This is a genomic window from Paraburkholderia nodosa (assembly GCF_001718195.1).
Taxonomy (GTDB): domain Bacteria; phylum Pseudomonadota; class Gammaproteobacteria; order Burkholderiales; family Burkholderiaceae; genus Paraburkholderia; species Paraburkholderia nodosa_A.
Window position 1 is genome coordinate 1 of the sequence record NZ_MCNV01000030.1, and the last position, 14,400, is coordinate 14,400.

13 protein-coding genes and 1 pseudogene are annotated in these 14,400 nt (G+C 66.5%); 12 read left to right on the forward strand and 2 right to left on the reverse strand.

Annotation, left to right across the window (positions count from 1 at the left end):
• Positions 1-196: pseudogene (locus BFD71_RS32785) on the forward strand (IS110 family transposase); the annotation flags it as partial.
• Between the two features lie 273 nt (positions 197-469).
• On the opposite strand, the gene BFD71_RS32790 reads toward BFD71_RS32785, so the two are convergent.
• Positions 470-1,195 carry a FadR/GntR family transcriptional regulator gene (locus BFD71_RS32790; protein ID WP_069268413.1) on the reverse strand — a complete coding sequence of 242 codons (726 nt, stop codon included), beginning with the start codon at positions 1,193-1,195 and terminating at the stop codon, positions 470-472.
• A 261-nt stretch (positions 1,196-1,456) separates the two neighbouring features.
• Here BFD71_RS32790 and BFD71_RS32795 point away from each other — a divergent pair, with 261 nt between their 5' ends.
• From BFD71_RS32795 to BFD71_RS32805, 3 genes are all read left to right on the forward strand, one after another.
• Complete coding sequence (locus BFD71_RS32795; RefSeq protein ID WP_069268414.1) at positions 1,457-2,800, forward strand: C4-dicarboxylate transporter DctA; 1,344 nt, start codon at positions 1,457-1,459, stop codon at positions 2,798-2,800.
• 61 nt (positions 2,801-2,861) lie between these two features.
• Positions 2,862-3,881 carry an allantoicase gene (alc, locus tag BFD71_RS32800; RefSeq protein WP_069268415.1) on the forward strand — a complete coding sequence of 340 codons (1,020 nt, stop codon included), beginning with the start codon at positions 2,862-2,864 and terminating at the stop codon, positions 3,879-3,881.
• A gap of 13 nt (positions 3,882-3,894) precedes the next feature.
• Positions 3,895-4,407 (forward strand): ureidoglycolate lyase, encoded by a 513-nt coding sequence (locus tag BFD71_RS32805; protein ID WP_069268416.1) that lies wholly within the window; start codon positions 3,895-3,897, stop codon positions 4,405-4,407.
• Between the two features lie 103 nt (positions 4,408-4,510).
• On the opposite strand, the gene fur is transcribed toward BFD71_RS32805, so the two are convergent.
• Positions 4,511-4,939 (reverse strand): ferric iron uptake transcriptional regulator, encoded by a 429-nt coding sequence (gene fur / locus BFD71_RS32810; RefSeq protein WP_069268417.1) that lies wholly within the window; start codon positions 4,937-4,939, stop codon positions 4,511-4,513.
• Between the two features lie 136 nt (positions 4,940-5,075).
• Between fur and BFD71_RS32815 the strand changes: the two genes are divergently transcribed.
• The 8 genes from BFD71_RS32815 to BFD71_RS32850 all read left to right on the forward strand — a co-directional run bounded on the left by BFD71_RS32815 (position 5,076) and on the right by BFD71_RS32850 (position 14,360).
• Positions 5,076-6,011, forward strand: coding sequence for an outer membrane protein assembly factor BamE (locus BFD71_RS32815; protein WP_069268418.1), 936 nt, complete (start codon positions 5,076-5,078; stop codon positions 6,009-6,011).
• A gap of 173 nt (positions 6,012-6,184) precedes the next feature.
• Entirely contained in the window at positions 6,185-6,982 is a 798-nt protein-coding gene (dapB, locus tag BFD71_RS32820) for a 4-hydroxy-tetrahydrodipicolinate reductase (RefSeq protein ID WP_069268419.1), read from the forward strand.
• Positions 6,983-7,035: 53 nt separating this feature from the next.
• A complete protein-coding gene (locus BFD71_RS32825; protein WP_069268420.1) occupies positions 7,036-7,764 on the forward strand; it encodes a MotA/TolQ/ExbB proton channel family protein in 729 nt (242 codons plus the stop codon).
• A 12-nt stretch (positions 7,765-7,776) separates the two neighbouring features.
• A complete protein-coding gene (locus tag BFD71_RS32830; RefSeq protein ID WP_069268421.1) occupies positions 7,777-8,208 on the forward strand; it encodes an ExbD/TolR family protein in 432 nt (143 codons plus the stop codon).
• Between the two features lie 166 nt (positions 8,209-8,374).
• Complete coding sequence (gene leuS, locus BFD71_RS32835) at positions 8,375-10,969, forward strand: leucine--tRNA ligase (protein WP_069268422.1); 2,595 nt, start codon at positions 8,375-8,377, stop codon at positions 10,967-10,969.
• Positions 10,970-11,069: 100 nt separating this feature from the next.
• Positions 11,070-11,633, forward strand: coding sequence for an LPS-assembly lipoprotein LptE (locus BFD71_RS32840; RefSeq protein WP_069268423.1), 564 nt, complete (start codon positions 11,070-11,072; stop codon positions 11,631-11,633).
• Positions 11,634-11,676: 43 nt separating this feature from the next.
• Entirely contained in the window at positions 11,677-12,888 is a 1,212-nt protein-coding gene (holA, locus tag BFD71_RS32845) for a DNA polymerase III subunit delta (RefSeq protein WP_069268424.1), read from the forward strand.
• Positions 12,889-13,088: 200 nt separating this feature from the next.
• Positions 13,089-14,360, forward strand: coding sequence for a glutamate-5-semialdehyde dehydrogenase (locus BFD71_RS32850; protein ID WP_069268425.1), 1,272 nt, complete (start codon positions 13,089-13,091; stop codon positions 14,358-14,360).
• The last annotated feature ends 40 nt before the right edge of the window (positions 14,361-14,400 follow it).

Sequence of the window (14,400 nt, forward strand, 5' to 3'; positions counted from 1 at the left end):
GTGCGCCCGCGTCTACATGCAGCAGCTCCATCGGCAGAGTGGCCGGCTCGCCGAGTGGGTGCGCGCCATGCTCACGCGCCGACACTCGAACGTCGTGGCCTGCGCGCTGGCGAACAAGCTGGCGCGCACCGCCTGGGCACTGGCGACTCGCCACGGCACGTTCGATGCGCGACCGGGCCTCAACGCGCCGGCCTGAGCGCCCGATCCCCAACCACGCTTTACCGCAGTCCCCCACCTGGTTTTGCGACCGCTGAACTTTGATGACGTGAACGGCATACCGGCCTGACGGACAACCTGTTAAAAAAATCGGCTCTCGAAGCCGCGGCGGTTTTAAGGACCATCAGGCGCGACTCTCATCGTGGCGCGGGGAGTGATCCCCACAACGACGCCGGATAGATTTAGGCAAGCCAACCACAACGTCAACGATCAAGGTTGCAAAAACGGGGGTGACCATAGATTTTTTTTGTCCTTATTTTTCGATCGCGCTCTGGGAGGCGGCAGCGAACGCGGGCGGCGTGGGGAAGTACACGCCCGCGCGCTGTGCCGCATTGGCGATGTGCGCCTCGATCGCCTCGCCGGCCGCCGCCGAGTCGCGCGCCTTCAGCGCCACCACGATCAGGCCGTGCTCGCGATGCGTGGAGAGCACGCGCTCGCGCCGGTAGAACGGCATGCGCTGGCTCTCTTTCATGATGTCGGCGCTGCTGCGCAGGATCGATTCGATCGCCGCATTGCCCGCGAGATTCACGATACGCATGTGGAACTCGAAGTCGAGCTGCGCGGCTTCGTCGAGTTCGTCGCAGGCGAGGGCGCTGTGCAGCGCCTCGGTGTTCGCTTCGAGCCACGCCACGTCGGCATCGCCGATGGCGAGCGCCGCCATGCGCGCGGCGAAGCCTTCGAGCGCGTAGCGCATCTGGTAGGTGTCGGGCAGCGACGACTGATCGGCGAAACGCCACGGGTGAGCGTTGGTGGCCTGCGCGCTCGTCACATACACACCCTTGCCCGCGCGGATCGACAGCATGCCGAGCGCTTCGAGCGTCGAGAGCGCTTCGCGCAACGACGCGCGGCTGATCGCCAGCTCCTCGGAAAGCTGCCGCTGCGCGGGCAGCAGGCTGCCGACCGGATACAGGCCGCCCTCGATCCGTTCGCGGATCGTGGCGATGGCGGCGTCGGTGACGGTGTGCGGAACGTTCTTCATCGGATGGCGCGGGCAGCTTTCGCGTGGTCTGACCGGTATTGTAGTCCCGTCACGAGCACCCGCATGGTGCATCGCGTCAACGCCCGTGCGCCGTGGGACAAGGCGTGGCGCTCCGGCCCGCAAACTGGTCAGACCGCGCAAGGGTAAACACCGCACTTGCCAACCTTGACTCCGGTATATCGGCTTCCTACTATCCGCCATAACAGTGCTGGTCAGACCAGTCAGAACAGTTGCTCCACCCCTGCTCAGTAGGAGACAGTCGTGACGAAGTTCTTCAATTCGCTGTTTGGCCGCGTAGTGATCGCCCTCGTACTAGGCATCGTCGTAGGCGCGGTGTTTCCGCATTTCGCTCAATCGCTGCGCCCGTTCGGCGACGGCTTTCTCAAGCTCATCAAGATGGTGATCGGGCCGATCGTGTTCTGCGTGGTCGTAAGCGGCATGGCGCACGCGGGCGACCTGAAGAAGGTGGGCCGCGTCGGCCTGAAGTCGGTGGTGTACTTCGAGGCGATGACCACCGTCGCACTCGTGATCGGCGCCGTGCTCGCGTATGTCACGCGTCCGGGCGCGGGCATGAACGTCGATCTGCACTCGCTCGATGCGGCCTCGCTTGCGACCTACACGGAGCACGCCAGGAGCCTGAAGGACACCGCGGGCTTCCTGCTGAAGATCATTCCCGACACCGCCTTCGACGCCTTCGCGAAGGGCGACATCCTGCAAATCCTCGTATTCTCGGTGTTGTTCGGCAGCGCGCTCTCGCTGCTCGGCCCGAAGGCGCAGCGTGTGAACAGCCTCATCGACGAACTCTCCCAGGTTTTCTTTCGCGTGATGGGCTTCATCATCAAGCTCGCGCCGCTCGGTGTGCTCGGCGCGATCGCGTTCACGACCGGCACCTACGGCGTCGCTTCGCTCAAGCAGCTTGGGCTGCTCGTGATCGTGTTCTACGCGAGCTGCGTCGTGTTCGTTGCGGTCGTGCTCGGCATTGTCATGCGGCTGGCGGGCTTCAACGTGTTCAAGCTGATCCGCTACCTGCGCGAAGAACTCTCGATCGTGCTCGGCACCGCTTCGTCCGACGCCGTGCTGCCGCAGATCATGCGCAAGCTCGAATGGATGGGCGTGAAGGATTCGACGGTGGGCCTCGTGATCCCGACGGGCTACTCGTTCAATCTCGACGGCTTTTCGATCTACCTCACGCTCGCCGTGATCTTCATCGCGCAGGCAACCAACACGCCGCTGTCGATGCACGACCTCATCGTGGTCGTGCTGGTGTCGCTCATCACTTCGAAGGGCGCGCACGGCATTCCCGGCTCGGCGATCGTGATTCTCGCCGCCACGCTCTCCGCCATTCCCGCGATTCCCGTGCTCGGCCTCGTGCTGATCCTGCCGGTGGACTGGTTCGTCGGCATCGCTCGCGCGCTCACCAACCTGATCGGCAACTGCGTCGCGACGGTGGTGGTCGCAGTGTGGGAGCACGACATCGACAAGGCGCGCGCCAGGCGTGTGCTGAACCTCGACGAAGGCTTTCTCTACGTGCCGGCGGGCGACAGCGACGCAGACACGGCGCATGGCGAAAACGGTGCGCTCGGCGGCAAGCACGCGCACGCCTGACCCAGCACTCGGCATTCGTTTTCCTTCGATCAACTGAACAACCCACGCGAACGACACCATCATGGCCATTCCGACTCTCGACCCCAATGCTCCCGCCTTCACGCGCCGCTACATGAACCTCGCCGATCCGCGTCTGGGCGCCCGCGCGCTCCACGCGAGCGACGAGTTCTTCGCGCCGAAGGAGCGCATGCTCGATCCGCAGCCGGCGGTCTTCATCCCCGGCAAGTACGACGACCACGGCAAGTGGATGGACGGCTGGGAAACGCGCCGCAAGCGCACGACGGGCCACGACTTCTGCATCGTGCGCCTCGCGCGCCCGGGCGTGATTTACGGCCTCGATCTCGACACGAGCCACTTCACGGGCAACTTCCCGCCGGCGGCTTCGATCGAGGCGTGCTACGCGCAGTTGGGCGACGACGATACCCCCAGTGACAACACCGACTGGCAGACCATCGTCCCCGCGACGACCTTGCAGGGCAACCAGCACCACTACGTCGAAGTGAGCGATACGCGCGCGTTCACGCATTTGCGCGTGAATCTCTATCCCGACGGCGGCCTCGCGCGTCTGCGCGTGTACGGTCAGCCCCGGCGCGACTGGAACACGGTGGAGCGCGGCAGCCTCATCGATCTCGCGGCGATCGAAAACGGCGCTTATCTGGTCGCGGCCAACAACCAGCACTTCGGGCTCGCTTCCACGATCCTGATGCCCGGCCGCGGCGTGAACATGGGCGACGGCTGGGAAACGCGCCGCCGCCGGGAGCCGGGCAACGACTGGGCGATCGTGGCGCTCGCGCGGCCCGGCATCATCCGCAAGGTCGAAGTGGACACGGCGCACTTCAAGGGCAACTACCCGGACCGCTGCTCGCTGCAGGCGGCGACCGTGACGGGCGGTACCGACGACTCGCTCGTCACCCAGGCGATGTTCTGGCCGGAACTGCTCGCCGAGCAGAAGCTCGAAATGGACAAGCAGCACGTGTTCGAGAGCAGGATCGCGGCGCTCGGCCCGGTCACGCACGTGCGTTTCAACATCTTCCCGGACGGCGGCGTCTCGCGCCTGCGCCTGTGGGGCGAACTGGCTTAAGCGAGGAGCCGCGATGCAGATCCTGCACATGGAACCCTTGACGCGCCAGGCGTTCGCGCCGTTCGGCGACGTCATCGAACTCGAAGGCGCGCGTCATTTTCCGATCAACGGCGGCACGACCGAGCGCTTTCACGATCTCGCCGCCATCGACGTGAACGAGGCGGGCGGCCAGCCCATCGTCAGCGTGTTTCGCGCCCAGCCGCGTACGTGGCCCGTCGAGATTGCGATGATGGAGCGACATCCGCTAGGCAGCCAGGCGTTCGTGCCGCTCGGCGAAGCGGACTACGCGGTGGTGGTCGCGCCCGCGGGCGAGTTCGATCCGGCCGGCTTGCGGGCGTTCTGGGCCGGGCGCGGGCAGGGCGTCAACTACGCCAAAGGCGTCTGGCATCACCCGTTGCTCGCGTTCGGGCGCGTAAGTGACTTCGTCGTGATCGATCGCGGCGGCACGCAGCCGAACTGCGACGAGATCGCGCTCGCGCGGCCCTGGCGGCTCGCGCAAGCCGACACGGCACTCGTGCCCGCCTGAGGGCCGGCCCGTTTTTCGCCAATACCGGCTCCCCAAACGAAAACGCCACGGCAGATCTGCCGTGGCGTTTCCTTTTCTGCAGCCTGCAAGCCGCAAGCGGCGGTCAGTGCTTGCGGTGCGGGCAGTTTTCCTTCGTGCATGCGCCGTAGAGCGCGAGGGCGTGCTCCTGGAGCTTGAAGCCGCGCTCCGTGGCGATCATTTGCTGGCGCTTTTCGATTTCGGGGTCGAAGAATTCTTCAACGATGCCGCAGTCGAGGCACACGAGGTGGTCGTGGTGACTACCCTCGTTCAGCTCGAACACCGCCTTGCCCGATTCGAAGTTGCTGCGCGTGAGCAACCCGGCCTGCTCGAACTGGGTGAGGACCCGGTAGACCGTGGCGAGGCCGATATCGAGCTCCTCGTTCAGCAGGTTCCGGTAGACGTCTTCGGCGGTCAGATGGCGCACGGGGCTGTGCTGAAAAATCTCCAGGATCTTGAGGCGAGGCAGCGTCGCCTTGAGGCCGATGTTCTTGAGATCGGTTGGATTGGTCATGACGATAAGTCCCTGGAGTACAATGCTAGGTTGTTATGTTAATGCGTTTTTGCCGTTCCGGGCATTTTCGCCAGAACTTCGAACGATCTTCTACAGAATACGCGCGGCTTCGCGAAAAGCCCGCACGGTGAGGGAAATGATTCCAGAATTCACAACGATCGGCCGGCGCATGCACGGCGGCCGCCTGGCGTGCACCCTGCTGGCTGCGGCCGCGTTCGCGGCGCTCGCCGGCTGTAAAACATACGACAGCGTGACGCAGCGCGTCGCCCAGAGCATTACGCCTTACCGCATTACCATCGTGCAAGGCAATTTCGTCTCGGCGGAAGCCGCGGCGCAGATGAAGGTGGGCATGTCGCGCGCCGAGGTCAAGCAGCTGCTCGGCACGCCGCTCCTCACCGACATGTTCCATGCGAATCGCTGGGACTACATCTTCTATTTCAAGCGCGGCTCGACCGCCGTGGTCCAGCAGCGTGACTTCGTCGTGCTGTTCGAAGGCGACCGCGTAGCGAGCTGGTCGGGCGGCGAAGACCTGCCCTCGAACCTCGAACTGCTCGCCGAAATCGACGGCGACCGCACCGGCAAGAAGGCCGTCGCGGCCGCGCCGGCCTCGGGCGCTTCGGCGCCGGTGGCGGCTGCAGCAGGCGCGCCCGGGCAGGCTTCGAGCGCGACCGGCCCGACGGTTGGCGACACGGCGCGCACGCCGTCGTCCGAACTCGGCACCGCGACCAACGCACTGCCGCAGGACGCCAACGCACAGGCGGCCGCCGCCGCGAACCGCGCCACGGAAGCCGTGCAAACCCCGTCGGGCTTCACGCCGTCGGTGCGCGCGGGCAATCCGCAGTCGTCGGCGCTGCCGCAGAACGTCGGCACGATGCCATCGCAGGTTCAGCTGCATCGTCAGCCGCAGCCGCAAATCCAGGGCGTGCCGCCGAGCAACCCGGTTGGCCCGACCGCCGGCGCGCAAGGCACAGGCGATACCAATGCGGCGCCGTCAGGCCCCGCACGGGATTCGTCGCTCGCCGCGCCACCCACGGTGCCGGCCTCGGGGGCCGCTGCGGCTCCGAGCAACTGACCCGGCTGACCCAGCCGGTAACACAAGCAGGGCGTCGTGCGCGAGGCGCGCCACGCCTCGATCCGGCGGCCGGGGTGTCACCACCACCGGCCGCCGCGTTTTTTGGCGGCGGCGCTGCGTGGCGCCTGGTAGGACCCGGCACCGCGGCCCGCGACACAATGGCAGGAAGACTCATGAAAATCGCAATCGCGGGGGCATCGGGCCGCATGGGCCGCATGCTTATCGAAACCGTCCTGAATTCGCCCGACGTCACGCTCTCGGGCGCGCTCGTGCGCAAGGGCTCGGCCGCCGTCGGCCAGGACTCCGGCGCGTTCCTCGGCAAGGACACCGGCGTGCGCATCACCGACGACATCGAGCAGGTCTTCGCGCAAAGCGACTGCCTGATCGACTTCACGCGCCCCGAAGGCACCCTCGTGCACCTCGAGGCGGCGCAGCGCCACGGCGTGAAGATGGTGATCGGCACGACCGGCTTCGACGCCCAGCAAAAGGCGCAGCTCGGCGCGGCCGCGCAGAAGATCGGCGTCGTGTTTGCGGCCAACATGAGCGTGGGCGTGAACGTCACGCTCAAGCTGCTCGAATATGCGGCGCGCTTTTTCGAGACCGGCTACGACATCGAGATCATCGAGGCGCACCATCGCCACAAGGTCGACGCGCCCTCGGGCACCGCGCTTGCGATGGGCGAGGCCGTGGCGCACGCACTCGGCCGCAATCTCGACGAATGCGCCGTGTATGGCCGCGAAGGCGTCACGGGCGAGCGCGACCCCTCGACGATCGGGTTTTCGGCGATTCGCGGCGGCGATATCGTCGGCGATCATACGGTACTGTTCGCGGGCATTGGCGAGCGCATCGAGATTACGCACAAGTCCTCGAGCCGCCTGTCCTATGCCCAGGGCAGCGTGCGCGCCGCGCGCTTTCTGCAGGACAAGGCCCATGGCCTGTACGATATGCAGGACGTGCTCGGCCTGCGCTGAGCGTTTCCCCTACGGTCCGGCGCCTGCGCCGGACCGACAGTGAGCGAGGTCCGATGGCAGCGAGTTCCGGAGTCATTCACTATCTGCAGACGGGCGACGCGGTCACCCACGCGGTTGCGTGGGTATTGCTCGCCATGTCGGTCGCGAGCTGGTGTTTCCTCATCATCAAGAGCTGGATCCTGCTGCGCGCGAAGCGCCAGGGGCCACGCGCCATTGCGCGCTTCTGGCAGGCGCGCACGCTCGCGGACGGCGTTGCCGCCATGCGTCCGGTCGACCGCGAGCGCGTGTTTCTGCCGCTGGCTCAGGCGGCGCTCGCCGCCGAGGAAGCCGACGCGCCCGGCGTGATGCTCGCGCGCGTGGATCGCGGCGAGCGCGTCCTGCGGGCGCTGCGCGGCGCGCTGCAGGCGTCGCAGCGGCGCCTCGAATTCGGCCAGGTCCTGCTCGCCTCGGTGGGCAGCACGGCGCCGTTCGTCGGTCTGCTCGGCACCGTCTGGGGCATCTATCACGCGCTCGGCAGCATTGCCGCGAGCGGCCAGGCGATGATCGAGAACGTGGCTGGCCCGGTGGGCGAGGCGCTCATCATGACGGCCTTCGGTCTCGTCGTCGCGATTCCTGCGGTGCTCGCCTACAACGTGCTGGGTCGCCTCGTGCGCCAGCTCTGCGACGATCTCGACGGCTTCGCCCACGATCTGCACGCCTATGCCTGTGCGCCCGAAGGCGCGCCGCTGCGCCGCGAAGGTGCGCACGGCGCGATGCGCGAAGGCGCGCGCGCCGAGTCGTAGGAGGCAACGCGTATGGCATTCGGCGGACTCGAAAAGAAGCGCGATACGGCACCGATGTCGGAAATCAACATGACGCCGCTCATCGACGTCATGCTCGTGCTGCTCGTCATCTTCATCATCACGGCGCCGCTCTTCTCACACGCGATCCGGCTCGATTTGCCGAAGGTCGCCGCCGAGCCGGCGCAGCAAACGGCGCAGACCGTCACGCTCTCCATCGACGCCGCCGGCAAGCTCTACTGGAACGCCCAGCCCATCACGCTAGACGAACTGCGCGCGCGCTTCACGGCAGCGGGCAAAGAGCCCGAGTCGCAGCAGCCGGAGCTGCAACTGCGCGCCGCGCGCGAGACGCGCTACGACGCGATCGCCCAGGTGATGGGCGCTGCGCAGCAGGCCGGTCTCACGCGCTTAGGCTTCGTGACCGAGCCGCCCGCCGGCGCTCACTGAAGACGCCACTGCGCACGCCGCTGAGCGCGCGCCAGTCAACGGTATAATCAACGTTTCCTTTAAAAACGGGCCCAGCGAAACCGCCGCAATCTGCCGGTATCGTGAACGGCCGGCCCGGTGCATCCGGCACCGAAACGGCCCGTTTCCAGCGTTCACCATCCACACCATGCTCGAAAAATACGTTCCCTCCGACGTCGAATCCGCCGCGCAAGGCGAATGGCGCGCCACCGACGCTTACCGGACGGCCGAGAAGACCGACAAGCCCAAGTTCTACTGCGTCTCGATGCTGCCGTATCCGTCGGGCAAGCTGCACATGGGCCACGTGCGGAACTACACGATCAACGACGTGATGTACCGTTACCTGCGCATGAACGGCTACAACACGTTGATGCCGATGGGCTGGGACGCGTTCGGCATGCCCGCCGAAAACGCCGCGATGGCCAACAGCGTGCCGCCGGCCAGGTGGACGTACGACAACATCGAATACATGAAGGGCCAGATGCAGTCGATGGGTCTCGCCATCGACTGGTCGCGTGAAATCGCCACCTGCAAGCCCGACTACTACAAGTGGAACCAGTGGTTCTTCCTGAAGATGCTCGAGAAGGGTATCGCCTACAAGAAGACCGGCACGGTGAACTGGGACCCGGTCGATCAGACGGTGCTCGCCAACGAGCAGGTGATCGACGGGCGCGGCTGGCGCTCGGGCGCACTGGTGGAAAAGCGCGAAATCCCGATGTACTACCTGCGCATCACGCAGTACGCCGACGAACTGCTGAACGACCTCGACGGCCTCGGCTGGCCCGAGCGCGTGAAGATCATGCAGCAGAACTGGATCGGCAAGAGCTTCGGTGTGAACTTCGGCTTCCCGTACGAGCTGGATGGCGAGAAGAAGCTGCTGCGTGTGTTCACCACGCGCGCCGACACGATCATGGGCGTGACCTTTGCGGCGATCGCGGCCGAGCATCCGCTTGCCACGCGTCTCGCGCAAGGCAAGCCGGAGTTGCAGGCGTTCATCGACGAATGCAAGCGCGGCGGCGTGGCGGAAGCCGACGTCGCGACGATGGAAAAGAAGGGCGTGCCCACGGGCTTTACCGTGACGCACCCGCTCACGCACGAGCAGGTGCCGGTGTGGATCGGCAACTACGTGCTGATGAGCTATGGCGAAGGCGCCGTGATGGGCGTGCCGGGCCACGACGAGCGCGATTTCGCATTCGCGCAGAAGTACAACCTGCCGATCAAGCAGGTCATCGCCGCAGAAGGCGAGACCTACTCGCTCGACGGCTGGCAGGAATGGTACGGCGACAAGGAACGCGCCGTTTGCGTGAACAGCGGCAAATACGATGGCCTCGCCTACACGGCGGCCGTGGACGCCGTCGCGGCCGACCTCAAGGCGCTCGACCTCGGCGACAAGCAGGTCACGTGGCGCCTGCGCGACTGGGGCATTTCGCGCCAGCGCTACTGGGGCACGCCGATCCCGATCATCCACTGCCCGAGCTGCGGCGACGTGCCGGTGCCCGAAAAGGACCTGCCGGTCGTGCTGCCGGAAGACCTCGTGCCGGACGGCACGGGCAACCCGCTCGCGAAGTCGGAAGCCTTCCTGAACTGCAAGTGTCCGACCTGCGGCGCCGACGCGAAGCGCGAAACCGACACGATGGACACCTTCGTCGACTCGTCGTGGTACTTCTACCGCTACGCTGCGCCGGATGCCGTGAACATGGTCGACGAGCGCACCGACTACTGGATGCCGATGGACCAGTACATCGGCGGCATCGAGCACGCGATCCTTCACCTCTTGTACTCGCGCTTCTGGGCGAAGGTCTCGCGCGACCTCGGCCTCGTGAAGTTCGGCGAGCCGGCGAAGAACCTGCTCACGCAGGGCATGGTGCTCAACGAAACGTTCTATCGCGAAGACGCTGCGGGCAAGAAGACCTGGTACAACCCGGCCGACGTGACCGTCACGCACGACGACAAGGGCCGCCCGATCGGCGCGACGCTCAACAGCGACGGCCAGGCCGTGGTGCTGGGCGGCGTGGAGAAGATGTCGAAGTCGAAGAACAACGGCGTCGACCCGCAGGTGCTGATCGACCAGTACGGCGCAGACACGGCGCGTCTGTTCACGATGTTCGCGGCGCCTCCCGAGCAGCAGCTCGAATGGTCGGGCGCGGGTGTGGAAGGCGCAAGCCGCTTCCTGCGCCGCGTGTGGGCCTTTGGCCACGCGAACGCCGAAGCGATCCAGTCGCGTGCCTCGTTCGACGCGGCGGCGCTCACGGACGTCGAAAAGGCGCTGCGCCGCGAAGTCTACAGCGTGCTCAAGCAGGCCGACTTCGACTACCAGCGCCTGCAGTACAACACCGTCGTATCGGCGGCGATGAAGATGCTCAATGCCATCGACGGCGCCAAGGGTGCGGGTGCGGGCGTGCAGCGCGAAACGTTCGGCGTGCTGCTGCGCGTGCTGTACCCGGTCGTGCCGCACATCGCCTTCGAACTCTGGAAGGCGCTCGGCTACGGCGATGAATACGGCACGCTGCTCGATGCACCGTGGCCGAAGGTCGACGAAAAGGCGCTGGAGCAGGCCGAAATCGAACTCGTGCTGCAGGTGAACGGCAAGGTGCGCGGCGCCGTGACGGTGGCCAAGGACGCACCGAAGGACGCGATCGAGGCGGCTGCACTTGCGCACGAGATGTTCGTCAAGTTCGCGGAAGGCCGTGCACCGAAGAAGATCATCGTCGTGCCGGGCCGCCTCGTGAACGTCGTGGTCTAACGAGGCAAACCAAGGCCATGTGAGCGGCGTAGCGCGTGAAGCACCGCGCGGCGCCGCTCAGCCGACACCGGCGACTCTGTCGCGAACCCAGGGAGTCCATGTGATTCGCAGATCGTTTCTCAGGTTGTTCCCGCTCGTGGCGGGCAGCGCGCTGGCCCTCTCGGCGTGCGGCTTCCAGCTGCGCGGCGAGGAGAACTTCGCCTTCAAGCGCCTCGCGGTCGTCGGCGCGCCGCCGCCGCTCGTCGGGCGCCTCTCGCGTATGGTCGAAGGCGGCAGCGATTCGGTGGTGGTCGACTCGGTGGCCAACGCCGACGCCGTGCTGCACATATCCGAAGGGCGCAGCTTCAGCACGCTCACGCTCAATTCACTCGGCGCAGTCGTGGAATATCAGGTCAACTATTCGCTGAACTATACGCTGACCAGACCGGATGGCAGCGTGCTGATCCAGCCGAGCGCCATTTCGCTGAATCGCGCGATGACGTACAGCGATCAGTTCTCGACCGCCAAGACGCAGGAAGCCGATCTGCTGTTCACCGACATGCAGAACGACGCCGTCGACCAGCTCATGCGGCGCCTTGCCGTGCTCAGAACGATCAACCCGACGCCCGATCAGGTCGTGCCGGGTGTCGCGCCGCGCGCACCGCTGCCGCCGCCGCCGCTGTAATGCGCGCGGTTTCCATCTACTGAGCGACCTTCGACCGAGCGCCATGCAACTGCGACCCGACGCACTCGAACCGCACCTCGCGCGAGGGCTGGCCGGCCTGTACGTCGTCTATGGCGACGAACACCTGCTCGCCCAGGAGGCGTGCGACCGCATCCGTGCGGCTGCGCGCGCGGCGGGCTTCACCGACCGTTCGGTGTTCACCGTCGAGCGCGGCTTCGACTGGAGCTCGCTCCTCGGTGCGAGCCAGTCGATGTCGCTATTTGGCGACCGCCAGCTGGTGGAGTTGCGTATTCCGTCGGGCAAGCCCGGCAAGGAAGGCGCGGACGCGCTCAAGACGCTCGCCGCTGCCTCGAATCCCGACGTGCTGATGCTCGTTACGCTGCCGCGCCTTGACGCCGCCACGCAGAAGTCTGCATGGTTCACGGCGCTGGCTGATAGCGGCGTCGCGCTGAAGATCGATCCCGTCGAGCGCACGGCACTGCCGAACTGGATCGGCCAGCGTCTGGCGCTGCAAGGCCAGCGCGTGGCGCCAGGCGAGGACGGCCGGCGCGCGCTGCAATTCGTGGCAGAGCGTGTGGAGGGCAACCTGCTGGCGGCGCATCAGGAAATTCAGAAGCTTGGGCTGCTTTATCCGCAAGGCGTGCTGAGCTTCGAGCAGATTCACGACGCCGTGCTCAACGTCGCGCGCTACGACGTATTCAAGCTCAACGAAGCGATGCTCACAGGCGACGTTGGTCGTCTCGCGCGCATGCTCGACGGGCTGCAGGGCGAAGGCGAGGCGTCGGTGCTGGTGCTGTGGGCCGTGGTCGAGGAAATCCGCACGCTGTTGCGCATCAAGCGCGGCGTGGCGGCGGGCAAGCCGCTCGCCATGCTGCTGCGCGAGAACCGCGTGTGGGGGCCGCGCGAGCGGCTCATCGGGCCGGCGCTGTCGCGCTTGAGCGAAGCGACGCTGGAGCGCGGTCTCGCGCTCGCGGCGCGCCTCGACCGCCAGGTCAAGGGGCTTTCGGGTCAATCGCGCGCGGACTGGCGCAATGCGCTGCCGCCCGATGCCTGGGACGGCCTTTTCGAACTCGCCATGACCGTGGCCGCGCCACGCGAAGGCGCACCGCAGGCGCGCGCCGCTGCCGGTGCGCGCGCCGCTGGAGCGCCACCACGCGCGCAGCCGGGTGCTCAGCCAGCTGGCCCAGCCGCGGCAGCCGCCGCCGCGGCCGCGGCCCGACCGCGCACCGCAGGGCCGTCGCGCCGTCCGGGATAAAGCGTTCCGCGCTTGCCTGAACCGGCGCGTCGGCGCCTGCCTCATGCCGCGCCGCGCGGCCGGTGCACCTGCCGGGCCGCCCGGCCACGTCCAGCAAACCTTGGCGGCTGGCCTTAAAATCGGCCTGAACCGCTTTGAATCGAACCGCGCCTGGGCAGCTCATCTGACTGCGCCTCACGCGCCGCATGACGAAAGACACTATGGATATCGACCAGTACATGACCGACCTCGGCCGCCGCGCCCGCAACGCTTCGCGCGCGATGGCACGAGCCACGACGGCCGCGAAGAACGCGGCGCTCGAAGCGGTGGCGCAAGCCATCGAGCGCGACGCGCAGCAGTTGAAGGATGCGAACGCACGCGACCTCGCACGTGCGAAGGAAAAGGGCCACGACGCGGCGTTCATCGACCGTCTCACGCTGTCGGACAAGGCGCTCAAGACGATGGTGGAAGGCCTGCGCCAGGTGATGGCGCTGCCCGACCCCATCGGCGAAATCAGCAACCTCAAGTTCCGCCCGAGCGGCATTCAGGTGGGGCAGATGCGCGTGCCTCTGGGCGTGATCGGCATCATCTACGAGTCGCGGCCGAACGTGACGATCGACGCTGCCGCGTTGTGCCTGAAGTCGGGCAACGCGACGATTCTGCGCGGCGGCTCCGAGGCGCTCGAATGCAATACGGCGCTCGCGAAGCTGATCGGCGAAGGGCTGGCTGCGGCGGGATTGCCGCAGGATGCGGTACAAGTGGTCGAGACTGCCGACCGCGCGGCCGTGGGCAAGCTCATCACGATGACTGAATTCGTGGATGTGATCGTTCCGCGCGGCGGCAAGAGCCTGATCGAGCGCCTGATGGCAGAGGCGCGCGTGCCGATGATCAAGCACCTGGACGGCATCTGCCATGTGTACGTGGACGACCGCGCCGATCTCGCGAAGGCGCTGACCGTGTGCGACAACGCCAAGACGCACCGCTACGGCACCTGCAACACGATGGAGACGCTGCTCGTGGCGCGCGGCATTGCGCACGACGTGCTGCCGCCGCTTGGCCGCCTGTATCGCGAGAAGGAAGTCGAACTGCGCGTGGATGCTGCGGCGCGCGCGATTCTCGCCGACGCGGGCGTAGGTCCGCTCGTGGACGCGATCGAAGAGGACTGGCGTACCGAGTATCTTGCGCCGGTGCTGGCGGTGAAGGTGGTCGACACGCTCGACGACGCGATCGAGCACATCAACGCCTACGGCTCGCACCACACCGACGCGATCGTCACCGAAGACCACGACCGCGCCATGCGCTTTCTGCGAGAAGTCGACTCGGCGAGCGTGATGGTGAACGCCTCGACGCGCTTCGCCGACGGCTTCGAGTTCGGCCTCGGTGCGGAGATCGGCATTTCGAACGACAAGCTGCATGCGCGCGGCCCGGTCGGCCTGGAAGGGCTGACCTCGTTGAAGTACGTCGTGCTCGGCCACGGCGAAGGCCGTCAATAGTCACGCATCGCTCGGGGCGGCGCACGGCGTAGCGCCCCGC

What these genes read in the sequence shown, in the direction of transcription:
- BFD71_RS32790 (WP_069268413.1), bottom strand. Translation starts at nt 1,195, where the DNA reads ATGAAGAACGTTCCGCACACCGTCACCGACGCCGCCATCGCCACGATC.
- alc (WP_069268415.1), top strand. Translation starts at nt 2,862, where the DNA reads ATGGCCATTCCGACTCTCGACCCCAATGCTCCCGCCTTCACGCGCCGC.
- BFD71_RS32805 (WP_069268416.1), top strand. Translation starts at nt 3,895, where the DNA reads ATGCAGATCCTGCACATGGAACCCTTGACGCGCCAGGCGTTCGCGCCG.
- fur (WP_069268417.1), bottom strand. Translation starts at nt 4,939, where the DNA reads ATGACCAATCCAACCGATCTCAAGAACATCGGCCTCAAGGCGACGCTG.
- BFD71_RS32815 (WP_069268418.1), top strand. Translation starts at nt 5,076, where the DNA reads ATGATTCCAGAATTCACAACGATCGGCCGGCGCATGCACGGCGGCCGC.
- dapB (WP_069268419.1), top strand. Translation starts at nt 6,185, where the DNA reads ATGAAAATCGCAATCGCGGGGGCATCGGGCCGCATGGGCCGCATGCTT.
- BFD71_RS32825 (WP_069268420.1), top strand. Translation starts at nt 7,036, where the DNA reads ATGGCAGCGAGTTCCGGAGTCATTCACTATCTGCAGACGGGCGACGCG.
- BFD71_RS32830 (WP_069268421.1), top strand. Translation starts at nt 7,777, where the DNA reads ATGGCATTCGGCGGACTCGAAAAGAAGCGCGATACGGCACCGATGTCG.
- leuS (WP_069268422.1), top strand. Translation starts at nt 8,375, where the DNA reads ATGCTCGAAAAATACGTTCCCTCCGACGTCGAATCCGCCGCGCAAGGC.
- holA (WP_069268424.1), top strand. Translation starts at nt 11,677, where the DNA reads ATGCAACTGCGACCCGACGCACTCGAACCGCACCTCGCGCGAGGGCTG.
- BFD71_RS32850 (WP_069268425.1), top strand. Translation starts at nt 13,089, where the DNA reads ATGGATATCGACCAGTACATGACCGACCTCGGCCGCCGCGCCCGCAAC.